This is a genomic window from Microbacterium sp. LWH12-1.2 (assembly GCF_040675825.1).
In the GTDB taxonomy this organism is placed as follows: domain Bacteria; phylum Actinomycetota; class Actinomycetes; order Actinomycetales; family Microbacteriaceae; genus Microbacterium.
In genome coordinates, this window is sequence record NZ_JBEGIJ010000001.1 from 3,625,302 (window position 1) to 3,648,565 (window position 23,264).

Annotated in this window: 17 protein-coding genes; 12 read left to right on the forward strand and 5 right to left on the reverse strand. The window is 65.0% G+C overall.

Annotated elements, in window-relative coordinates:
• Window positions 1-163: 163 nt before the first annotated feature.
• From MRBLWH12_RS17245 to MRBLWH12_RS17275, 7 genes are all read left to right on the forward strand, one after another.
• The gene (locus tag MRBLWH12_RS17245) at window positions 164-1,531 is read left to right on the forward strand and encodes an ABC transporter substrate-binding protein (RefSeq protein WP_363550954.1); all 1,368 of its coding nucleotides are present in this window, start codon (window positions 164-166) and stop codon (window positions 1,529-1,531) included.
• A gap of 172 nt (window positions 1,532-1,703) precedes the next feature.
• Window positions 1,704-2,537: a carbohydrate ABC transporter permease gene (locus tag MRBLWH12_RS17250; RefSeq protein WP_363550956.1), complete on the forward strand. Its 834-nt coding sequence runs from the start codon at window positions 1,704-1,706 to the stop codon at window positions 2,535-2,537.
• Window positions 2,524-3,468, forward strand: coding sequence for a carbohydrate ABC transporter permease (locus tag MRBLWH12_RS17255; protein ID WP_363550958.1), 945 nt, complete (start codon window positions 2,524-2,526; stop codon window positions 3,466-3,468). The genes MRBLWH12_RS17250 and MRBLWH12_RS17255 overlap by 14 nt, the downstream gene beginning before the upstream one ends.
• Before the next feature lie 38 nt (window positions 3,469-3,506).
• A complete protein-coding gene (locus MRBLWH12_RS17260; protein ID WP_363550959.1) occupies window positions 3,507-3,815 on the forward strand; it encodes an L-rhamnose mutarotase in 309 nt (102 codons plus the stop codon).
• 12 nt (window positions 3,816-3,827) lie between these two features.
• On the forward strand, window positions 3,828-4,796 hold the full coding sequence (locus MRBLWH12_RS17265; RefSeq protein WP_363550961.1) for an aldo/keto reductase: 969 nt from the start codon (window positions 3,828-3,830) through the stop codon (window positions 4,794-4,796).
• Window positions 4,797-4,835: 39 nt separating this feature from the next.
• Complete coding sequence (locus MRBLWH12_RS17270; RefSeq protein WP_363550963.1) at window positions 4,836-6,026, forward strand: mandelate racemase/muconate lactonizing enzyme family protein; 1,191 nt, start codon at window positions 4,836-4,838, stop codon at window positions 6,024-6,026.
• Complete coding sequence (locus tag MRBLWH12_RS17275; RefSeq protein WP_341975991.1) at window positions 6,019-6,780, forward strand: FadR/GntR family transcriptional regulator; 762 nt, start codon at window positions 6,019-6,021, stop codon at window positions 6,778-6,780. The genes MRBLWH12_RS17270 and MRBLWH12_RS17275 overlap by 8 nt, the downstream gene beginning before the upstream one ends.
• A gap of 66 nt (window positions 6,781-6,846) precedes the next feature.
• On the opposite strand, the gene MRBLWH12_RS17280 is transcribed toward MRBLWH12_RS17275, so the two are convergent.
• Window positions 6,847-7,248, reverse strand: a complete 402-nt coding sequence (locus MRBLWH12_RS17280; protein ID WP_363550965.1) for a nuclear transport factor 2 family protein — start codon at window positions 7,246-7,248, stop codon at window positions 6,847-6,849.
• A 175-nt stretch (window positions 7,249-7,423) separates the two neighbouring features.
• On the opposite strand from MRBLWH12_RS17280, the gene MRBLWH12_RS17285 reads away from it, so the two are divergent.
• Window positions 7,424-12,436: a hypothetical protein gene (locus MRBLWH12_RS17285; protein WP_363550967.1), complete on the forward strand. Its 5,013-nt coding sequence runs from the start codon at window positions 7,424-7,426 to the stop codon at window positions 12,434-12,436.
• Between the two features lie 157 nt (window positions 12,437-12,593).
• Here the strand turns inward: MRBLWH12_RS17285 and MRBLWH12_RS17290 are convergent, their stop codons facing one another.
• Window positions 12,594-15,116 (reverse strand): excinuclease ABC subunit UvrA, encoded by a 2,523-nt coding sequence (locus MRBLWH12_RS17290; protein WP_363550969.1) that lies wholly within the window; start codon window positions 15,114-15,116, stop codon window positions 12,594-12,596.
• Between the two features lie 112 nt (window positions 15,117-15,228).
• Here MRBLWH12_RS17290 and MRBLWH12_RS17295 point away from each other — a divergent pair, with 112 nt between their 5' ends.
• Complete coding sequence (locus MRBLWH12_RS17295; RefSeq protein WP_341975986.1) at window positions 15,229-15,612, forward strand: VOC family protein; 384 nt, start codon at window positions 15,229-15,231, stop codon at window positions 15,610-15,612.
• A 65-nt stretch (window positions 15,613-15,677) separates the two neighbouring features.
• On the opposite strand, the gene MRBLWH12_RS17300 is transcribed toward MRBLWH12_RS17295, so the two are convergent.
• From MRBLWH12_RS17300 to MRBLWH12_RS17310, 3 genes are all read right to left on the reverse strand, one after another.
• Complete coding sequence (locus MRBLWH12_RS17300) at window positions 15,678-16,127, reverse strand: MarR family winged helix-turn-helix transcriptional regulator (RefSeq protein ID WP_363550971.1); 450 nt, start codon at window positions 16,125-16,127, stop codon at window positions 15,678-15,680.
• A 420-nt stretch (window positions 16,128-16,547) separates the two neighbouring features.
• Complete coding sequence (locus tag MRBLWH12_RS17305; RefSeq protein WP_363550972.1) at window positions 16,548-17,375, reverse strand: SDR family NAD(P)-dependent oxidoreductase; 828 nt, start codon at window positions 17,373-17,375, stop codon at window positions 16,548-16,550.
• A gap of 27 nt (window positions 17,376-17,402) precedes the next feature.
• On the reverse strand, window positions 17,403-19,895 hold the full coding sequence (locus MRBLWH12_RS17310; protein ID WP_363550974.1) for an MMPL family transporter: 2,493 nt from the start codon (window positions 19,893-19,895) through the stop codon (window positions 17,403-17,405).
• A gap of 85 nt (window positions 19,896-19,980) precedes the next feature.
• Between MRBLWH12_RS17310 and MRBLWH12_RS17315 the strand changes: the two genes are divergently transcribed.
• From MRBLWH12_RS17315 to MRBLWH12_RS17325, 3 genes are all read left to right on the forward strand, one after another.
• Window positions 19,981-20,556, forward strand: a complete 576-nt coding sequence (locus MRBLWH12_RS17315) for a TetR/AcrR family transcriptional regulator (protein ID WP_363550975.1) — start codon at window positions 19,981-19,983, stop codon at window positions 20,554-20,556.
• A 33-nt stretch (window positions 20,557-20,589) separates the two neighbouring features.
• Window positions 20,590-21,441, forward strand: a complete 852-nt coding sequence (locus tag MRBLWH12_RS17320; RefSeq protein ID WP_363550976.1) for a sugar nucleotide-binding protein — start codon at window positions 20,590-20,592, stop codon at window positions 21,439-21,441.
• Between the two features lie 286 nt (window positions 21,442-21,727).
• Window positions 21,728-23,182, forward strand: a complete 1,455-nt coding sequence (locus MRBLWH12_RS17325) for a cellulase family glycosylhydrolase (protein WP_341975983.1) — start codon at window positions 21,728-21,730, stop codon at window positions 23,180-23,182.
• Window positions 23,183-23,264: the final 82 nt, after the last annotated feature.

The window sequence follows — 23,264 nt, forward strand, 5'->3', positions numbered from 1 at the left end:
AATGGCGAGATGCACGCCTCCGCCTTTGCGCCGTTCTTCGGGGGCTCGATCGGTCGTGATGCGCAGCGGGCTGTCGCTTAGATCAGATATATGATGTAATGAGTTCAGCCCGCCCGTAGGCGGTCTTTTCACGACAAAGAAGCCGACTCGAAAAGGACCCGCTATGAACACACAGCAGCGACGCCCCCACCGCTCAATCGCCCGGATGCTCGCGCTCGGCACGACGACGATCGCCACCGTCGGGCTGCTTGCAGCGTGCAGCGGACCCGCAGGCCAGACTGACGACCAGTACGGGTTCCCCGCGGTCGAGCAGGATGCGACCGCCCCGCTCACCGTCTGGGTCGATGCCGCACGCGAACCGATCGCGAAAGCATTCCAGGAGGAGAACCCCGACGTCGAGATCAACATCGAGACGTATGACGGCAGCTCTGGCGGCAGCGACTCGTTCAAGACCAAGGTCGCCCTGTTCGATCAGTCGGGCGAGGGCTGGCCGGACGTGGTGTTCTCCACTCAGCAGAACGACACGGCGTGGGCGGGTGTCGAGCAGAACGGCGTGCAGCCATATGCGGCCGTCCTCAACAAGGGGCTGATGTCCGATGAGTTCCTCGACGGATTCACGGACGGCGCTCTCGATCCGATGACGCGAGACGGCAATGTCTACGGCGTGCGCAATGATCTCGCACCGGTCGTGTACTGGTACAACGAGACCCTGATGTCGGAGTTCGGCTACGAAGTACCCACCACGTGGGAGGACTATCGCGACCTGAGCGACAAGGTCGCCGCCGAGCACCCTGGCTACATCCTCGGCTCGGTCGGCGACTCGTTCTCCGGGCCCTACACCTACTACTGGAGCGGAGAGGCCCCGATCTTCCAGGTCGACGGCGATTCCTTCTCCAGCGATTTCAGCGACGAGAACGCCGAAAAGGTGACCGACCTGATCGACCACATGCTCGACAACGGCACTCTCGTCCAGGACAGCGTCTTCGGTGCAGATTTCGTCACGAAGTACGGCGACAAGCTGCTCGGCACTCCCGGTCCGGCGTGGTACGCCGGGGCGATCTTCCAGAATCCCGACAGCCTCAACGCCGAAGCCGGCTCGATCGGCGCCGCGGCGCCTCTCTTCTGGGAGGGCGAGGATGAAGTGACCGGCAACGTCGGCGGCGGAGTCTGGTACGGCTCGAGCCACTCGAAGAATCTCGAGGGTGTGGCTGCGTTCCTCGAATACGTGAGCAACTCCGACAAGGCCGCCGAGCTCGCGACCGGCCTTCCCGCATACGCGTCGACGGCGGAGGCGTGGCTCGATCAGCAGTCCGAGTCGGGATACTTCGCCGGGGACTTCTCCGCGGCCATCACGCAGGCGGCGAAGAGCGTCTGGAGCGGCTGGGGCTTCCCGTCCTTCAGCCCGGAGACCGCGTACTCGTCGATCGTCATCCCCGGTCTCGCCGCCGGAAAGTCGCTCAGCGAACTGACTTCCGAATGGCAGGCCGAGTACGAGAACGAAGCACAGGTGCAGGGCTACTCGATCAAGTAGCCGCCGTTCGTCGCGACTCGACCTTCGCCCGAGCAAAGGAAATCCCATCTCCATTCCCACCACGACGCCCGCCGCGCTCCCCCTCGAGGGGAGGCGGCGGGCGCCCGGCCCCAACTCCCGACGGCCCGCTCGTCCTCGGCGGCTCGACCGCTCGCAGGCGAGCGTCGGATACGTGTTCGTCTCCGGTTACACGATCCTCCTGGTCGCCTTCGGCATCCTGCCCACGCTTTACACGATCTTCCTGGCGTTCACGGCCGACGGTGCCTTCGCCGGTTTCGCGAACTTCGCCCAGGTGTTCGGTGACTACCGGTTCCTGCCCGCGGTCGGGCATGTCGCGTTGTATCTGGTCATCTACTTGGTGTCGTTGCTCGTCTTCGTCGTGCTTCTCGCGCTCGTGGTGCATTCCCTCGGACGTCGATGGCTCTCGAGCAGTTTCCGATTCGTCTACTACATCCCCGGGGCACTCGCAGGTGCGTCGAGCGTGATGCTCTGGCTCTTCCTGCTGGACCCCTCGGTGAGCCCGGTCGCGTTCATTCTGCGAGCATTCGGGCTCGAGACCTTCGTTCAGACGGTGTCGATCGACAACCTGCCGCTCATCTTCACCGTCGTCGCGTTCTGGACCGGGGCCGGCGGATGGATCGTCATCATGTACGGAGCCCTCAACAACATCTCCGGTGACGTCATGGAGGCAGCGCGCATCGATGGCGCCGGACCTGTCCAGACCGCATGGCACATCCAGATCCCGCTCCTTCGCAAGTGGATCTCCTATATGGCGGTGATGTCGCTCGCGGCCGGTACTCAGCTCTTCGTGGAACCACGCGTGCTCTCCCAGGCGTCAAAGGGCGTCGTGCCCCCCGACTACTCCATCAACCAGCTGGCGTACCTCTACGCGTTCCGGCAGGGCGACTTCAACGGCTCCGCCGCGATCTCGTTGCTTCTGCTTCTCGTTGCGGCGGCGCTGTCTGCGATCTTCGTCTTCCGAGGAGGACTCTTTGAGCGCGACTGACTTCGCTCCCGCAAGAAGCGACGAACGGGCGAACTCGAGGAGATCCGCCGAACTGTCCGGGATGAGTCCCGGACGCTGGATCGGCCGGGCCTTGGTCGTGGCGATCCTGCTCTTCTTCGCCCTCTTCTTCGCAGTGCCGATCGTGTGGCTGCTGTTGGCGCCCACGAAGACCGCGGGGGAGCTGCTGCTCAACGCGCCCTTCAGTGCGGGCACGTTCGACACCCTCATCGCCAACTGGAACGCACTGGTCGCGTTCCAGAACGGCATCGTGTGGACGTGGCTCGGCAACTCGGTTCTATACAGCGGTGCGGCACTGGTGGTGACGCTGCTGGTCAGCATCCCTGCCGGCTATGCCCTCGCATTGACCGAGTTCCGCCTTCGCAGAGCACTGCTCATGCTCACCCTCGTGGTCATGCTCATCCCCAACACGGCACTGGTGCTCCCGATCTTCCTCGAACTCTCGGCTGTCCGGCTCATCGGGAATCCTCTCGCCGTCATCCTGCCGTTCTCGTTCTTCCCCTTCGGTGTCTACCTCACATACATCTATTTCTCGACCAGCGTGTCGAGGGACCTGCTCGATGCGGCGCGGATCGACGGCGCCGGCGAACTCCGGGTGTTCGTGAAGATCGCCATGCCCCTGGCGACCCCCGTGATCGCACTGGTCGGCTTCTTCAACCTCGTCGGCAACTGGAACAACTACTTCCTCCCGTTCGTCGCTGCCCCAGGGCGAAAATCGCCGATCCAGGTCGGACTCGTCGAGTTGCTGTCCAACGTGCCGCTGTTCAATCCCACGAGTTCGGCATCGGTGACGATCAGCCTGCCGGTGCTGGCGCTCGCCACGATCGTCTCCGTCGCACCGGTGCTCGTGATCTTCCTGTTCTCCCAGAAGTTCCTGGTGAGCGGAATGACGGCTGGAGGTACCAAAGAGTGAGCGGCCCGGACTCCGTCGCGAACGTTCGACGGTTCGGCATGGCGGCACGACTTGTGCCTTCGAAGCGGGATGAGTACCTCCGGCTGCATCGCAGCGTCTGGCCTCATGTCGAGGAGACCATCACGGAGTGCGGTATCCGCAACTTCACGATCTTCGAACTCGACGGCGTGCTGATCGCGTACTACGAGTACGTGGGGGATGACTACGACGCCGATCAGCGTGCCATGGCTGCCGACCCCGTGACGCAGAGGTGGTGGGCCGAGACTGCGCCGTGCCAGCGGCCTTTCCGGGAAGGATCCGCTGAGCCGAACTGGGAGCAGTTCGATGAGATCTGGCATCGGGACTGAAAGATGGAACCGATGGGTACACGAACGATCGGCCGCGTATCGGTGACCGAGCTCGGATTCGGCGCGGCTCAACTCGGGAACCTCTCTCGGAGCGTCACGGACGAGGACGCGCGGGCGGCCGTGGATGAGGCCTGGTCGCAGGGGATCCGTTACTTCGACACGGCTCCGCACTACGGTCTGGGACTCTCCGAGAGAAGGCTCGGTGATGCTTTGGCAGATCGCCCGCGAGACGATTTCGTCGTGTCGTCGAAGGTCGGCCGCCTCCTTATCGACACGCCCGAGCGTGCGGCCGCCGGGGTACTCGATGACGCTCAGGGGTTCATCGTGCCCGCGACCCATCGACGCAGATGGGACTTCTCCCGTGACGGGGTGATGCGCTCGGTCGAGGACACCCTCGACCGGCTGGGTTTCGATCGCCTTGACATCGCCTATCTTCACGATCCTGACGCGCACTGGGAGCAGGCTTCCACTTCTGGGGTCGCCGCCCTCATGGAGCTTCGTGATCAAGGCGTCGTCGGCGCGATTGGTGCCGGAATGAATCAGGCGTCGATGCTGGCACGATTCGTCCGAGAATGCGACATCGACGTGGTCATGGTGGCCGGGCGCCTCACGCTCCTCGATCGCACGGCGCAATTGGAACTGTTGCCCCTCGCCGCGGAGCGGAAGGTCGCCGTCGTCGCGGCCGCCGTATACAACTCCGGTCTGCTCAGCACCCGGATCGTCTCCGATGACGCCAGCTTCGATTACCGGCAGGCCTCGCCGGAGAACATTCGTGCCGCGAAGGATCTCGCTGCGATCTGCGATGACGCGGGGTGCGAGCTGCCGGAGGCGGCTGTGCAGTTTCCACTGCGGGATCGGGGGGTGGCATCCGTCGTCGTCGGCATGCGCACACCCGATCATGTGCGCAGCGCGTTCCGCCGATATTCGGCATCGGTACCCGCGGTCGCATGGCGTCGCTTAGTTGAACACTCCCACATATGATGTATGTTTTTTTGCTCGGAAGTCAGGTTTGAAGACACAATGAAGATCACCGGATACCGTACGGTCCGCACCCATCGAGATTGGGGGCGCCCGGTCGGCGACGTCAATGGTTTCATCGCCTCCGGCATCACGGAAGTCGCCGTCGTGATACTTGAGACGGACGCCGGGATCGAAGGCATCGGCATCGGCTCCGATCACGATGTCGCACAGCTTTTTCCGGCCATCGAGGGGCGAGATCCTCGTGCCGTCGTGAGTCTGTACGACGCGCTTCTGTCGCATTCGTTCAAGGCGGGACATGGGGGTGCCACGTTCGGCGGAATCGGCATCCTTGATTCCGCGCTCTGGGACCTCAAGGCGAAGGCAGCCGGTGAACCGCTCTGGCGCCTTCTCGGCGCGGCGGACCGATTCGTGCCGGGTTACGCCTCCGGCCTTGACATCGCGCTCGGGGATGACGAGCTGGTCGCGTTCTATGCGACCATGGCGGATCGCGGTTTCGCCGCCGGCAAGCTCAAGGGCGGACGAGATGCTGAGGCTGACATCCGGCGACTGCTGCTCATCCGGGATGCATTGAGCGCCAACACACCGCGGCCGGCCCTCATGCTCGACGCGAACGAGTCCTGGCATCTCAAACAGGCGGTGCGGTACGTCTCCGAAGTCGAGGTGGCCGTCGACCTGACCTGGATCGAGGAGCCGCTGCGGCGGTGGGATGCGGAGGGGCATAGACGTCTCTCCTCGCAGGTTCGCACGAGCGTGGCGACGGGGGAGAATCTCACCGGGCTGGAGCAGTTCCGGCCTCTGCTCGATCAGGGCGCCGTGGACATAGTGCAGACCGGTGCGGTGTGGGGGATCACGCATTTCCTGCGCGTCGCCGCGGCCGCGCATTTCCGCGATCTGCCGACAAGTCCGGTGGGACTCACGAGCAACCCCGCGGTCGCCCACGCTGCCGCCGCCGCTCCCAATCATCTCTCCGCGGAAGTGCAGGATCTGGGGGCGCCCTTCGGTGTTACGGTCGACCAGGAGTATGCGGACGGCGGCATCGTCCTCGGCGATCAGGCCGGAGCAGGTATCCAGATCGACGAGACCCTCATCCGCGACGCGAATCCGCAGGGCAACTGGCGGGAGCAAGCGGGTCCGCACGTCCGACCAGCACGCGCCGGTCTGGCGATGACCGCGCAGGATGGGCTCCCGGTGAGTGCGCGGGCGTTCCCCTATACTTCACACGATGACTGACTCCCCGACCAGACCGCTCCCCGAGGACGTGTTCAGTGGGACCGCACGCGGTCGAGCCGGCCGGCTCGGTGTCGTTGTCGTGCACGACATCGTCACTGCCATCGTCACAGGCGAGTTGCCCGAGAAGTCGATGCTTCCGATCGAGGCCGACCTCAGCGTGCACTTCGGGGTGAGTCGTACCGTCGTCCGAGAGGCGATGAGGAGCATCGAGGAGAAGGGGCTCGTCACGGTGGTGCGAGGCAGCGGCACCACGGTGCGACACCGCGACTCGTGGAATCTGCTCGACCCTGTCGTGCTCCAGGTCATGCTGGAGAACGACGCCTCGCTCGGTGTCCTGGATGACCTCGCGATCGTGCGCAGCGCACTCGAGGGTGCCATGGCCGCTGCGGTGGCAGGACGGCGCACGCTGTCGGAGGTCGATCAGCTCGACCATGCCTTCCAGCGCATGTCGGAGACGATCGACGACATCGACGGATTCTCCGACGCTGACATGGCCTTCCACACGGCAGTCATGTCGTTCTCGCATATCCCTCTGGCCGAAGGCATCACAAAGACGCTCTACTCCCGGGCACGGGAGAGTGCTCGTTTCACGAGGAATGCCACGAAAGCCGCGTTCGATGCGACTCTCGAGGAGCACAAGAACATCCTCGATTGCATCCGCGAGGGAGATGCTGCTGCGGCCGAGGCGGCGATGCGGCATCACATCATGGAATCCTGGGAGCGCCGTAGACCGCCCACTTCTCGCAAGCCGTAGCGTCCCCCTGGCAGCAGAACGGTGAGGACCCCTTCGCTTGCGAGGCCCTCACCGTGGATGCGTCTGTCAGTTGCTTCCCCAGAAGGCGTCCTCGCTGGGCGCGTCTTCGGAGAACAGGTGGACTGAGACGATTTTGCCGTCTCGCACGGTGAGCAGGTCGACGCCCGACATGTTCATCGAGGCGTCTGCACGGCTCCCGGAGAACTGAACGGGGACGGCCACCATCTCGCCGTTCACCATGGCGGGGCCCGTGACGGTCAGGGAGAAGCTTCCCTGGCTCGCTTCCGTCATGCCGCCGAGGAGGGCACCGATGCCGTCCAGGCCGACGTGATCACCGGAGAACCGGTGGTTGCCGGGCTGGTGCCACACGATGTCGTCGCTGAACTGCGCCATCACCGTGGGGAAGTCGCCGCGTCCGAGGGCATCGAAGTACGTCTGCGCGACAGCCGCGGGGGTCGTTCCGGTCATGATGTCTCCTTCTTTAGGGGTACCTGTTTGACAGCAGTTGTATTACATCATATGTTTACTTTTCGGATTCAAGATGAATTCTGTGAGAACTCGATGAGGAGTCAACGTGGCCCGTGGTGGATTCGTATCCTTTGCAGCTCCAGTTATGGTCGCGATACTGGGGGGTGCCATGCTCGTGACGACTCCCGCCGCCGCTGCTGCGGCTGAACCGGCGACTTTCTATGTCGCCGTCGACGGTGACGACGCGTCTGCAGGAACGTCTTCGTCAGCGCCGTTCGCGACCGTCGAACGCGCGCAGGAGGCCGTCCGATCGGTCAACCACGATTCTGATGTGATCGTGATCGTCGGCGACGGCAGGTACGAGATCGCCGAACCGCTCGTGTTCCGGACGGCGGACGGAGGCCAGGGCGATCACTCGGTCACGTGGCGCGCAGCGGCGGACGCCGAACCGGTGATCTCCGGCGGAAAGGCCGTCGTCGGATGGAACGATGACGATGGGGACGGCATCTGGCAGGCACCCATCGATTCCGAGTTCGACTTCCGCCAGCTGTATGTGGAAGGAGCGCAGGCGACACGCGCCAGCGTGGAGGTCGATGCGAACCGGTTCACTTGGTCGCGGTCCGGGTTCTCCATCGACGCCGCGTACCTGTCGGGGCAGATCGGAACGATCTGGGCGAAGCTGGCAGCTCTGTCCCCCGTTGACCAGCGACGAGTCGAACTGCGCAGTCGCGGCTCGTTCACGGACCGATACGCCCCTTTCCTCTCGATCGAAGGCACATCCGCCACAATGCGGCAGCCGTCCTGGGACAACAACACGTGGGGATGGGACACGATCGACAAGCCCCTCCCGAACAACGACCACCGCACCCTGCGCATCCAGAACGCCTTCGCCCTGATCGACACCGCGGGCGAATGGTTCCACGACATCAACGCCGGATCGCTGCACTACAAGCCGAAGGCGGGAGTCGACCCCAACACGCTCGAGATCATCGCCCCCGCAATGGAGACTCTGATGAGCGTGAGCGGCGACGGCGTCGACGACAAGGTCGCCAATCTTCACTTCGAGGGTCTCTCGTTCGCGCACGTCAGCTCCCTGCGACCGAGTTCCGATGAGGGCTTCGCCAATCAGCAGAACGGCACTTTCATCACGGGCCGCATCTACGCCCTCGTCGATCCGGTGACCGGCGACCTGCCGACATCGGACCAGCGGGTGTTCACCGGGGTCGAGCAGGCTCCGTCCGTGCGAGTCATCCGTCTCGGAGACGACGGGGTCCACCGATATGCGGATGACGGGTCGGCTGTGAACGTCGCCGACCTCCCGAGACTGATCAACATGCGCGACTACCCGAATCTGCCGCTCAACTCCTCGCAGCTCGCCACATGGAACGCTGCACACCCGAGCGCGCAGAAGGTGAACTGCGCGCTGCCGACCTATCCGTCGGACTGCATCGGATTCGAGTCGTTCCGCAGCTTTTTCGAGCAGTCGTCGGCAGCGGTTCAGGTTTCGGCTGCCGTGAACGTCTCGTTCGAACGCAACACCTTCGCCCATCTCGGGGCGACGGCGCTCGGCGTGGGGAACGACTCCGCTGCCACGCTCAGCGGCGTCGGGCTCGGCACCGAGAACGTCTCGGTGATCGACAACTCGTTCCATGATCTCGCAGCGACGGCGATCTCCGCCGGCGGGATCGAGGAAGAAGCGCATCACCCGACGCTCGCGGGGAATCTGAACGCGGGGATCACGATCAGCGACAACCGGATCCGTGACATCGGGAAAGATCACTACGACGTCTCCGGCATCCTCATCACCTTCTTCGACGGTGCGGAGATCGTGCACAACGAGCTCTCGAAGGGGCCGTACGACGCGATCGACAGCGGGTGGGCATGGGGCATCCCCGACGCGGGGGGAAACCCTGCGTACCAGGGACGCGGCGCGTACCTGTTCTCGAAGCGCTACGCGAACGATGATCCGACGATCAACCGCAACGTGCACATCGCGCACAACGTGATGTGGGACTTCAAACAGCAGGGGTCGGACGGCGGGATCCTTTACAACCTCGGTGCGACTCCGGGGAGCTCCTGGGACAGCAACTACGTGATCGGCGCGGACGGGTACAAGCTCTACTTCGACGAGGGCACCCGGTACATGACGGCGAAGAACAATGTGCTCACCGCCGGGGGCACGTGGACGTTCGCCAACGCGTTCACGGACGGTGCCGCGACACCCTCCAACGGCCAGCCCAACACCACGCGCGACAACACCGTCGACGGGACGTGGGTGCTCGGCGGTGGCTTGAATCAGGGGCCGTGGTGCTATGACTCGGGTGCATGCGACCCCAACGGGGACGGGCGGTGGAACAACAGGATCACGACCCGGAGTCAGATCGGGATCTCGGAGTTCCCACTCGACGCGCAGCGCGTGATCGCGCAGGCAGGCATCCGACCCGAGTATCGGCGCGACGGCGACCGAGTGGGCGAGCCTCGTGGGCTGGACCTGTCGCTCTCTCGCGACGAATCCGGGTCGCAGCTTCTGGCGGCGACGATCGAGAACCTCGGATCTACCGTGTTGTCCGATATCGCGCTCACCGCGACACCTTCCGCCGCGGTCGGCCTCGAGCCGGTGACGCAGGCTCCCGCGACGCTCGCCCCGGGGGAGACGGGCACGGCGGTCTGGCGGATCACCGGAAACGCCGCCATCACGGACGGGTCGGTGTCGGTGTCAGCGGCCATGACCGAACAGGGCTCTTCGCAGAGCGTCAAGCGTTCCCTTCCTGTCGTGCTCGGCGGGCCCGTCGAACCCGGGCTGAGCACAGCCGGATTCTCGACGTACCTGTCGCCCCAGGCAGTGCAGGACGGTCGCACGATCGCCGTGCAATCCTCGGGCCGGGACATCGGGAACGCCGGCGACGAGTACTCCACGGTGTACGCGCCAGACGGGCTCAGCGAGGACGGTTCGGTGACAGTAAAGATCAACGCCGTTGAAGGGGCGTTCTACCGCACGGGCCTCGCCGTGCGGAACGATCTCAGCCGACTCGCAGATGCTGCGGTGGCAGAGAAGTCGACCGGCTACGCGACACTCGTCGCTGAACCCGGGTGGGTCGCCTTCCGATTCGACCAGAACGGCGACGGTGTGATCGACACCCAGGTCGCGCAGGCAGGCGTGTCGGCTCGCCCGATCTGGCTGCGTATCGTCCGCGAGGAGAACACCCTCACCGGCTGGTACTCCACAGACGGCACGGCGTTCACACAGCTCTCGGGCACGGTTGCGCTCGTCGGTGCTGATGCGGGGGTGCTCGACGCGGGGGTCCTGCACTCCAGCGCGGATCGCACATCCGTACACGCCAGGGCAGCGCTCACGACATCAACCGCGACGTTCTCAGACCTGACGTTCACGAACGAATCCACAGCGCCCGTCATCACGTCGGGTCGGCCGAACGACGCGGTCGTGGGTGAGCAGTACTCGTTCGCGCTCACGGCCACGCGCACCTCGAGCTTCGCCGTCGTCGATGGTGCCCTTCCCGCCGGGCTGAACCTCGCCGAGGATGGAAAGATCGAAGGCGAGCCGACTGAGGCCGGAGTGTTCTCCGCCACCGTCGAGGCGCGCGGTGCCGGCGGCGCGGCCACTCAGGAGATCCGCATCATCGTCCGAGATGTCGCACCGGCGGCTCCCGCCGTCGTCGTCAGCGATCGCGAGGCGACGGTACCCGCTTTGGCGACCGGTGCGGGTGTGATCGACGTACGCAACGAGGCGGAGCATCCTGCTGCCTACGAGGTGACGGTGACCGACGCCGCCGGTGCGACGGTGCACAGCACCGAGCTCACGGTGGACTCCGGCGCCACAGCTTCAACCCGCGCGGCGCGACTCAAGGCCGGGTCCTACCTCATCACCGTCGTCGGCGATGACGGATCTCCGGAGGTCACGACGGAGATGGTAATCACCGACGGCACGTTCTCCGAACTTCCCGAGCCATGGAAGTCCGGCCAACCCGGCGGCGCCACCTCGCAGTCCCTCGGTGTGGATGGGGACCAGATCGCGATAATACGGCAGCGAAGCAACGACATCAGCGGGGAGAACTCGACGAAGACCGATTCGTACAGCTCGGTCTATCGAAGCGACGTGCTCGGGGCGAATGACTTCGTTCAGGTCACGGTGACCGGGCAGGAGAGAGTGAGCGACTTTACGAAGACGGGCATCGTCATCCGTGACGATCTCTCTGTGTCGACGGCGGGCAGCAGCGGTGCATCCAACGGCACGGGCACGTCCAGCGGGTTTGCCGCACTCGTCGTCACCCCTACGCGTGGCATCCGATTCACCGTGGAGAACTCCGGATCGAACTGGTATCCGATCGAGGTCGCCGCGACCACGCCATGGAACGTCGCACAGACGATCACGACTCCCGTGACGCTGCGGTTGACCCGAGAGAACGGTACGACGCTCGTCGCGTCGTACTCCATCGACGGCGGAGCGACGTTCCAGCCGCTCGGTTCGCGTGCCGGGTTCTTCACCTCCAAACCGCAGGCCGCGCTGGATGCGGGTGTGGGGCATGTCGCCAATGGCGGGCTCCAGGGCCCCGTGTCGACTGCAGGATTCCGAGACCTCCTGTTCGGCGCGGACATCGTCGCTCCCGGCCTCAGCGTGGCCGCCACGGCGCCAGCGAATGATGGCGCAGGCGACGGCGCTGCGACTGCGACGCTGACCAACCCGACGTCGCGGGATGCCTTCATGGTCGTCACAGCGACGCGGGTGGTGGATGGCAGCGTGGTGTTCCGGGCCGGCACGAAGGTCGATGCGGACAGCGAGGCGACGATGACCATCCCGCGGCTCGACGCCGGCGATTACGCCGTGACGGCGCGAGACGAGCGCTCCGGCGCGGTCGGGAACGCCACCGTGACGATCGATGCAGCCGAGGCGATTGAGATCACACCGTCGGTCGCCACTCGATGCGTAGCAGGGAAGGTGCATCTCTACGCATCGGTTCGCAACGACTCGAGCGGTCCCATCTCGGTCACGATCTCGACGGTGTACGGCACGAAGTCGCTTCTCGAGATCCCGCCAGGAAAGACGGTGGCGGTGCCTTTCAACACGCGACTCGGATCCATCCCGACCGGAGTTGCGGACTTCGCGGCCACCTCGGGTGACGGGGCGAGCGTCTCAGTTCCCGTGGCCTACGCTGCGGCAGCCTGCCGATGAGGAGAGGCGGGGCCTCTGCCGGTCGGTAGAGGCCCCGCGCTGTCAGTGTCGGCGTCGAGGTGGGAGCTCGCCGTCCGACCGATCGCTGGCGTCACCGAACGCGATGTCGGCACCGGTCACGAGGTGACGGGGGCGGATGCGAAGAAAGCTGCCCCGATCATCTGCTGAGAGACTCGCGCAGGTATCGACCGGTTACGCTCTCAGGGCGTGATGCGACTTCATCAACGGTGCCGCTCGCAACGATTCTGCCGCCCGCGGTACCGCCTCCAGGGCCGAGATCCACGACGAAGTCCGAGTTGGCGATGACGTCGAGATCGTGTTCGATGACCACGATCGTCGCCCCCCGTGCGCGGAGCCTTTCCAGTACTCCGATGAGTACGCGGGTGTCGATGGGGTGAAGCCCTACGGACGGCTCATCGAAGACGAAGAGCGCGTCGGATTGATCTCTGCTGAGCTCGGTCGCGAGTTTCAACCGCTGCGCCTCGCCCCCGGACAGGGCGGGAGTGTCCTCACCAAGAGTGAGGTAGCTCAGGCCGAGGTCCGCGAGTGTCTGCAGCTTCTTCTTCGCCTTCGGAAGATCGCTGATGTACGCGAGGGCTTGCTTGACGGTCATGCCGAGAAGGTCGGGAAGGCTTACTTCGACGCCGTTTGCTCCGAGTCTGGTGATCGTGTGCGCGAGAGGCGCGTATCTACTTCCGTCGCAGTCGGGGCAGGGGATCTCGACATCGGGCAGGAACTGCACGTCGAGGACGACCTGGCCAGTGCCTTCGCATCGGGGGCACTTCAGAGACCCGGTGTTGTAGGAGAAAGCGCTGGCGTTCAGGCCCTGTTCACGGGCGCCGTGAGTAGTCGCGTACGCACGGCGGAGCTCGTCGAGCACGCCGCTGTACGTGGCGACCGTGGAGCGGACATTGACTCCGATGGGGGTGGCATCCACCACGTCGGCGCGGCGGATCCCGGCAGGGTCGAACGACCGCACGTGCAGGGGCATTTCCGTACCGCTTTCCCGCGTCCGAAGTGCAGGGACGATGCTGTCGAGCACGAGAGTCGTCTTGCCTGATCCCGACATTCCGGTGACTGCGGTGATGCGTGCCACCGGGATCTGCACATCGAGGCTGTGCACGGTGTGGATCGGATCCGTTTGGATGTGCAGCGCTCCGCTGGCGAAGACATCTGCCACCGACGGTCGGTCTCTGATCACGGTCTCTTCACGCCCATCGAGGAACCCGCCGATCAGTGATGACGCGTCTGCCGAGACCTCCGCCACCGTGCCTTGCGTCAGGACGTGACCACCTTCTGCACCGGATCCGGGTCCGATCTCGATCAGCCAGTCGGCTTCTCTCAGAACCTGGACGTCGTGGTCGACGAGAATGATCGAGTTGCCGCTGGCCAGCAGATCCCGCATGACGCCGACGAGGCCCTCGACGTTCGCCGGATGCAGGCCGATCGACGGCTCATCGAGCACATACAGGACGCCGGTGGTCTCGTTGCGGACCGCTCGAGCCAACTGGACCCGCTGCCGTTCGCCGGTGGACAAGGTGGAGCTGGCGCGATCGAGCGCCAGGTAGCCGAGTCCCAGCTCGAGCAGTCGCTGAGCCATGTCGGTGAACTGCGTGACTATCATCTGTGCCATCGAGAGCATCTCCGGCGGGAGGTCTTCGGCAGCGCTCGCCACCCAGTCGACCGCTTCGTCGAGAGTCTTCGCTGAAGCCGCGGCCAGATTGATCCCCGCGACCTCGCTGCCCAACGCCTGAGCGCTCAACCTCGAGCCGTGACAGGTCTCGCACGTCCCCGAGGTGATGAACCTACGCACACGGTCGAGGCCTCTTTCGCCCGTTGCCTTGTCCAACGCCTCCTGGACGGCAAGTCGCGCGTTCCGGTAGGTGAAGTTCATCTCGAAGAGCTTGCCGTTCTTCGACGGCACCGCGATGTGCTTCTTCTCCGCGGGGCCGTTCAGAACGATCTGATGCTCAGCGGCGGTGAGTTCGGAATAGGGAATATCTGTTCTGACGCCGAACTCCGCCACGACCTGCGGCATGACCGATAGCCCGAACATCCCCCACGGTGCGACGGCTCCCTGCTCGATACTCTTCGACCGATCGGGAATGAGTGTCGCGTCATCGATTCTTCGGACGATCCCGGTGCCAGAGCACGTCGGACAGGCGCCGGCGGAGTTGAACGCGAGCACTTCTGCTCCGGGAGGGTAGAAGGTCGCTCCGCAGACTGGGCATACCAGGTCGAGGTTGGCAGCAACGTCGATGGTGGGCGCCAGGCGATGTCCGTTGGGGCAAAGGTGTGAGCCGAGCCGTGAGAACATCACTCGCAAGACGTTCAGTAGCTCCGTCGACGTGCCGAAGGTGGAGCGCACCCCAGGTATCCCTGGCCGCTGTCGCAACGCGAGAGCGGCGGGAATATGACTGACCGAGTCGACAGTCGCTCTCGTCGCGTGCGTCATGCGACGGCGGGTGTATGTGGAAAGAGCCTCGATGTACCGGCGGGATCCTTCTGCGTACAGCACACCCATGGCGAGCGAGGACTTACCCGAGCCGGATACTCCGGCCAGGGCCACGAGCTTGCCCAGCGGAATATCGACATCGATGTTCTTCAGGTTGTGCACGCGAGCGCCTCGCACCCGCACGGCGCCGGCATCCGTCGACTTCGAGCTTTCCTGATTCACCATTCTCGTCGCCTCATACGCCCACTCTACTCGGTCGATACGGGCCGGTTATATTCCTTGTCAACTAAATCCCGTATGGTGGTCAGACGATCAGCTCCAAACGAGAAGAGGAAACATGAATGCTCCCGCTATCGGATCCGTGTCCTGGTTCGAGATCGGCAGTGGCAAGCCAGATGACGTGAAGAAGTTCTTCGGTGAACTCTTCGGATGGCAGTTCCGCTTGAACACCGATCTCGAGGGTGTCAACTACCACGCCGCAGTCACTCCCGGAGCGCCTGGCCCGACGGGGGGGATCTTCGAACACGCGGACTCCTCCGATGAGTACGCCGTCTTCTACGTCTTGGTCGAGGATGTTCCTTCGACCATCGAGAAGGCTCGGAGTCTTGGCGGTACCGTCACGATGGAGCCCGTTGTGGACGCCGCCGGTGTGAGTTTTGCGCGCCTGCGTGACGCCGACGGACACCACTTCGGCGTCTACTCGATGCCGTCACCTGCGTGACCTCGAGCCCTGCCTCGGGTCCCGTTTCGAAACTGGACCCGAGGCAGGGCGTTGTCTCGCAGGTCCTATTCCTTGTCGACCTCGTCGCGGTGTTGAGCGCTGACGCGCAACAGCTTCAGTGCGACGGCCAGTCGGGCGAGTTCGGCGGGGCCGAGCACGGATCGAAATCGCTTCTCGAGTTCTTCTTCGAACACTGGACGCGCGATCTCCAGTTTGCGGGTGCCCTCCGCCGTCAGTGAGATCAGGGCCGAACGACCGTCAGCAGGGTTTGGTGACCTTCGGCAATAGTCTGCATCGACCATGCGGTCTATAACTTTGCTCACTCCTCCCACTGTGATCGAGAACTCGTTGGCGATGTCTTGCGTGCGTGCGCCAGGGTTTCGATGGAGGAGTTGCATGATCTCGAACCAGGTCAGCCTCAGGTCGCAGTCGCGCCGCAATCTGGCGTCTACCGCGCCCCACAGGATCGTCTCGAATCGAACGAGATCGTCATAGATTGCCGTGACATCGGTCACTCTCGCATCCGCCCTGCTCCTAGGGGTGAGGGGCGAGACCCACGTGATGAGGATTCCTTGCACGACGTTGCCACACTCACATCGTAGGTCCCGGGCGCTCCACGTTCTTGTGGCTGCTGGGCTCGCAGTCCTCTCCTGGCGATCGGAGAGGTCACCCGCAGTGGACTGAATCGTGCGGACTCAGCGCGAACCGAAGTGGCGGATGATGTCGTGTGTGGAGTGCGGCGGGCATGTGAGAAGTGCATGTTTTCGCCTCTGATGGGCGTTCTGCGGCCCTGCTAAGGTGGAGACCTCTTACGGGGTCCAGGGGTTCAAATCCCCTCGTCTCCGCCATGGGATGTCTCAGGACATCTTCAACGAATGAGCCCCCGGATTCCGGGGGCTCATTCGTTTTTGGTAGTCGCGGGGCGGCAACCCGGGTCAGGTCGAGCGCTTCCGGCCCCTGTGTCCGGCACGTGTTCCCCCGTCGACCAGAATGTCGGTGCCGGTGAGGTATCCGGGTGCCTCGCTGGCGCAGAAGGCGAGGACCGAAGCGATCTCCTCCGGCTTGCCGAAGCGCTTCAGGGCGGCGGTCTTGAGGAGGTCTGCGGCGCCGTGATCCGCTTCGAGACGGCCCATCGCCGTTTCGAAGCTTCCCGGCGACACCGAAACGACTCGTGCTCCTCGTGTGCCGAACCGCGCGGCCAGCGTCGTGCTGTACCAGATCACGTACGCCTTGCTCAGGGCGTACGCGAATCCGGCATGCTGCTTGCGTCCGACGAGAGACGCTCGACGAACCAGGCTGCGCACGAACCGTGCCGGGTCGCTCTCTGCGAGAGGGAACTTGCGGAAGGGGATGAGGATCGCCGGCAGCGCGTGACCTGCGTAGGAGGCGACGTTGACCAGCACGTCGCCTTCGTCGGCCAGGGAGAGGAAGGCCCGCGCGATGTTCGCCGTGCCGAGCGCGTTGATCCGCACGATCAGATCAGGCTTGCCCATCTGCGGGCTGACTCCAGCCGTGTGAACGACGGCGCGCACGCGGTTCCCACCGGACGCGGCGGCTACCAGGAGGTCGTTCACCGACCGTTCGTTGGTAACGTCGCACACGACACCGGATGCCGTGATCCCCATGCCGGTCAGTTCCTTGACCGCATCGTCGATCCGCTCCCGCCCGAGGTCGGCGATCACGATTCGGTGGTCGTGGCCGAGCAGTTTCGCGGTCGCCAGGCCCATTCCGCCGGCGCCGCCGGTGATAACTGCTGTGTTCATCGTTGCTCCTTGCGTTCGTCTTGCTGATCAGGCGCGCGGGTGCGGGTGCGTTCGCTCGAGCGAGGCGCCCTCGATGTCGACATCCGGCAGGATGCGGTCGAGCTTCTTCGGCAGCCACCAGGCGGAGCGGCCGAGCAGATGCATCAGGGCGGGCATGAGCAGCATCCGCACCACGAACGCGTCGAGGAGCACGCCGAACGCCAGTCCGAAGCCGATCGAGCGGATGATCGTGGACTCCGAGAAGATGAAGCCGCCGAACACCGCGATCATGATCAGTGCCGCCGCGATGACGACGGATTTCCCGGACTGGAACCCCTGCGCGACGGCCAGGCGGGCATTCGCTCCGTGCGCGTACGCCTCCCGCATCCCCGAGGTGAGGAACAGCTGGTAGTCCATCGCCAGCCCGAACAGGATGCCGACGAGGATGACCGGAAGGAAGCTGAGGATCGGACCGACCGAATGCAGGCCGATGAGGTCGGCGCCCCACCCGAACTGGAACACCGCGGTGACCAGCCCGTAGGTGGCGAACAGCGACAGGATGAACCCGGCCGTGGCGATGATCGGCACCAGGATCGAGCGGAAGACGACGATCATGATGAGCAGGGACAGCCCGACGACCACGGTGAGATACAGCGGCAGTACCGCGCTGAGTCCGTCGGAGATGTCGATGTTGGTGGCCGCCTGACCGGCCACGCCGAGGGTGATATCGCCATCGACCGCTGGCAGAGCGCGGAGATCCTGGACGAGCTGCGCCGTCGACGTGCTGTTCGGGCCGTCCTTTGGGAGCACCTGGAACGCGAGGAGCGTGCCATCTTCGGAGCTGGCGATCGGGGCGACGGCGACCACGTCATCCTGAGCAGCGAGTGCGCGGGCGATGTCGACCTGGGTGGCGAGGAGATCGTCGTCCGAGACGCCGCCGGGCACGGACGCGCTGACGAGGAGCGGACCGTTCGCGCCGGCACCGAATTCGTCACCGACGACCTCGAATGCCTGGGCGGAGGTGGAGCCTTCCGGTTCGCTGGCGCCGTCGGGCAGTCCGAGCCGCATCGACAGGGCGGGGAGGGCGATGATCAGCAGGGCGATGACTGACACGGCGACCGTCACGATCGCGCGCACGGTCGACATCGGCCGGGCAGGCTTCACGGCGCGCTGGTGGCCGATGCTCGCGCGAGCCTTGCGGCGGAGCAGTCGTTCGCCCAGCAGCGCCAGCATCGCGGGTGCGAGGGTGATCGCGATGAGGACGGCGACCGCGACGCAGACCGCACCGACGGTTCCCATCAGGCCGAGGAACGGGATGCCTGTGATGTTCAGCGCCAGCAGTGCGACGATGACGGTCGAGCCCGCGAAGACGACCGCGGTGCCCGCCGTACCGTTGGCGAGGGCGATCGACTCGCGCACCTCGGCGCCTGCAAGCAGTTGCTTGCGGTGCCGGTTGATGATGAACAGCGCGTAGTCGATGCCGACCGCGAGCCCGAGCATCAGGCCGAGGACGGGCGTAGGGGATGCCATGCTGATGACCCCCGAAAACGCGAGCGAAGCCGTGACGCCGATGCCCACGCCGACTAGCGCAGTGACGATCGGGAGCGACGCGGCGACGAGGGAGCCGAGCAGGACGACCAGGACGATGGCGGCGAAGACGAGGCCGAGAGCCTCGCCGACGCCGAAGAGCTGGGGAGCGCCCTGGGCGAGGTCGGTCGCGAAGGAGACCTCGGTGCCGCTGATGGGTGTCTTCTCGAAGTGATCGATGACGCCCTGCTTGACCTCGGTGCTCAGCTCGAGACGCGGCTGGGTGAAGGAGATGTTCACGATCGCGGTCGAGCCGTCCTCCGAGACGACGCTGATCCCGTCGGCGAAGCCGAGCAGTTCCTCGCCGAGATCCAGGGGCTCGACGCCGGACTCGAGCTTGGCGCGCGAAGAGTCGAGCGTGTTCTGTTGCTGCTGCAGGGCTGCCGTCTGTGTGTCGAGTTGTGCCTGCTGGGCGTCGATCGCGGAGATCTGGTCCGCAGACGCACCTTCGGCGACGGCTTGCTCGCGAGCCGAAGTGAGCTGCTGCTGCGCGGCATCGAGCTGTGCGCGACCGGCATCGAGCTGTTCCTGGCCGGACGCGAGCTGCGCCGTGCCCGCGGCGAGCTGGGCACGCCCGTCGGAGAGCTTCTTCGTCTGGTCGGCGAGCGATTGCTGCGCGTCGAAGGGGTCGACGACGGCAGCGACACCGTCTAGGTCGGCGGCTGACGCGGTGAGATCGGAGATCTGCTTCCGCTGGTCCGTGGTGAGAGCGGAGCCGTCATCGGTGCGGTAGACGATCGTTCCGGTGCCGCCTGCGGTGTCAGGAAGCTTCTCGGCCAGTTGATCGGTGACCGCACCCGATGCCGTGCCCGGGATGTCGAAGCTGTTCGTCAGGGGAGCGGATGCCGCGAGGAACGCTCCGATGGACACTCCGAGGATCACGACCCACGCGATGATCACCGCCCAGGCGCGTCGAGCTGCAAGCAAGGCCAAGCGAGAAAGCAGAGATGCCACGAGGACTTCCGTTCGGAGAAGGAGAGGAGGACGAGATAGACGATACGGCACGTCTCGTCTAGAGTCTGAGGATAAGCTGAGGGTCATGAGCGAACATCGAAGCGGGCCCGTCCGCAGCGCGGCGGCACGCGACTCCATCCTTGATGCGACAGCCCGCCTGCTCACCCGGCAGGGCTACGACAACCTCACGATGGAAGGTATCGCCAAGGAAGCCGGCGTCGGCAAGCAGACCATTTACCGGTGGTGGCGTTCGCGCGGAGCTCTGATCGCCGACTGCATGATCGAAGGCCGACTGATACCGGTCGAGATCGACCTCCCTGACACCGGCGACCTCCGGCGCGATCTGACTGTCTGGCTCGAAACGATCCTCGCGATCGTCGCCGACCCCGCTGGTGGGTCGCTCCTGCGTTCCCTGGTTGCCGCCGCAGCAGAAGACGCTGCCGTGGGCGACCGTCTCGCGGCGGCGCTCGGGGCCGATCAGAAGCTCTCGCAGCGATTCGTCAGCGCGGTCCAGGTGGGACAGCTCGCCGAGGACGCTCCCGTCGATCAGCTCGGGCTCGCGATCCTCGGGGCGATCATCGTTCCCGTCCTCGCGCGTCGTCAGATCGACGCCGACCAGTTCCGGCATCTCATCGACTACGTCGTTCGCCCGACCGGCTGACGAGCGGTTCGCACCCAGAAACACGGAGAGCACATGGACACGTCGCTGCAGAATTGGGGCCGGGGGCGAAGGTCGCCCGGGAGGACCCTACTCGTGGGCTGCGGAAAATTGGGGATCAAGGTCGGCGAGCGCCTCGTCGCTGAGGGTGTCGAGGTTCTTGCGATGCGCCGCTCAAGTGCGGAGCTCCCTGACGGATTCTCGGTGATCGCCGACGACCTCCGCGTTGCTCGGAGCCGTGCTCTCCCACCCTGTGACTCGGTCGTCATCACTCTGCCTCCGGATGCCGAGGAGCGCGATGGCAGTGACATCTATTCGGCCGCGCTGACCAACCTGGCGGACGCCCTGCCGTCACTCCCTTCGCGGGTCGTCTTCGTCTCATCGACGCGAGTGTTCGAGGGGCGTGCGGGCACCGCTCCTCTTTCAGAGTCGGATGCGGCGGCCCCGGCCGGGGCGCGCGCCCGGGCGCTCCTGGCGGGAGAAGCCCTGGCTGCTGAGCTGTTCGGTGCCGTCACGGTCAGGCCGGCAGGCATCTACGGGCCTGGGCGGGACTCGTTGATCCGTCGTGTCCGAGGGCACGCGCCCGTCGACTACTCACGACGTACGAACCGCATCCACGAGGACGATCTCGTCGGGCTGCTCCACGCGATGCTCTGGGCCGAGACCCCGCCGGCGCTCATCCATGCGGTCGACACGGAGCCGGCCCTGCTGGGTGAAGTGGTGACCTTCATCGCGGATCGCCTGGGTGTGGAGCCTCCACCGCGAGTCGTACCGGAGGTCGGCGGCGGGACCGTGCTGGACGGACAGCTACTGGTGGACTTCCTCGGGTCGCTGCGTTTCCCTTCGTTCCGGGAGGGTTACGCGCAGATGCTCGGAGAGTCCGCGTGACCACGCGATCTCGGTTGTAGGCGCGGCCCCGACTTCGTGCGGGCGTCGAGGTGCGTTCCGCTGTCGTCCTCACTCGCGGGCGCGCCACCTGACAGCATCCGTCACGCCGGCGGCGCCTCCCGTCGGTCGCGACGCTCGTCGGACGATCGGTGCAGGGGGCTGGTCGTGACGCTCGGTGACGGCTACACTCTCAACCGCAAGGCATTCATAAACAACATTTCCTAATGGAATGCAGCGCCATACCGCCACGGGGATACGACGATGTGATCCCACGAAAGGATGACCGATGAAGAAAGCCATGATGAGGAGCAGTCTCGCCGGGCTGGCCGCGGTGCTCGTGACCGCAGCGATGATCATGCCCACGGCGGCTGCCGCAGACCCTGTCGGCACACTTGCCGACACCCTGATCTCTCAGGGGCGCCCGGCCACGGCATCCTCGATCGAGGACTCGACGTTCGGCGCAGGCAAGGCCGTCGACGGCAGCTCCACGACGCGCTGGGCGAGCGAAGAGGGCTCGGCCGCGCAGTGGATCAGCGTCGACCTCGGAGCCGGAGCCACCGTGTCGAAGGTCGACCTCAACTGGGAGGCGGCCTACGCCAAGGGCTACAAGATCCAGATGTCGGCAGACGGCAGCACCTGGACGACTCTCAAGACCGAGACTGCAGGCAACGGCGGCACCGACAGCTGGACCGGCTCGGGAACGGGGCGCTACCTGCGCATCTACAACACCGTCCGCGGCACGGCGTGGGGCTACTCCCTGTGGGAGCTCAAGGTCTACGGCACTCCCGGCGATGGCTCTGGCGGCCCCACCACGGGAACCCCGGTCGAGAAGGCCGGCACTCTGGAGGTCTGCGGCCTCAAGCTCTGCAGTGAAGACGGCGTCCCCGTGCAGCTGCGCGGCATGAGCACGCACGGGCTGCAGTGGCACAGCGATTGCATGACCGACTCCGCATTCGATGCCCTGGCCGACGACTGGAGCGCCGATGTGGTGCGCCTGTCCACGTATGTGGAAGACGACGGCTACGTCAGCAACCCGACGCACTTCACGAACCTCGCGGGTGACCTGATCCAGGAGACCCACGACCGCGGTATGTACTCGATCGCCGACTGGCACATCCTCGAGAAGGGCGATCCCAACGTCAACCTCGAGAACGCCAAGAAGTTCTTCAAGGCGATCGCCACGCGCCACGGCAGCAAGGGCACCGTTCTCTACGAGATCGCCAACGAGCCGAGCGGCGTGCAGTGGAGCACGATCAAGAGCTACGCCGAGAAGATCATCCCGGTGATCCGCGCGATCGATCCTGACGCCGTGATCCTCGTCGGCACGCCCGACTGGTCCTCCTTCGGAGTGTCCGGTGACCACGGACCTGCGCCGATCATCGCCAACCCGGTGAACGCGACGAACATCATGTACGTGTTCCACTTCTACGCGACCTCGCACCGCGACGAGTACCTCACGGCACTCGACAACACCTCTGACGTGCTGCCCACCTTCGTGACGGAGTGGGGTGCCGAGGAGTACACCGGAGGCGGAGCGCTCGATCTCCCCATGGCCGAGCGCTACCTCGACCTCATGGAGGAGAAGGACATCAGCTGGGTGAAGTGGAACTTCTCCGATGACCCGCTCAGCGGCGCCGCGTTCAAGGTCGGCACCTGCGACACGAACGGCCCGTGGACCGGTTCCACCCTCAAGCCGGTCGGCGCCTGGGTGATCAACCACGTCCGAGCCGGAGCGCTCTGACGAACAGGTCCGGTCACTGACCGGTGAGGACGACGGCCCGGGGCGTGATGCTCCGGGCCGTCGGTCTTGCTCGGCGACTTCT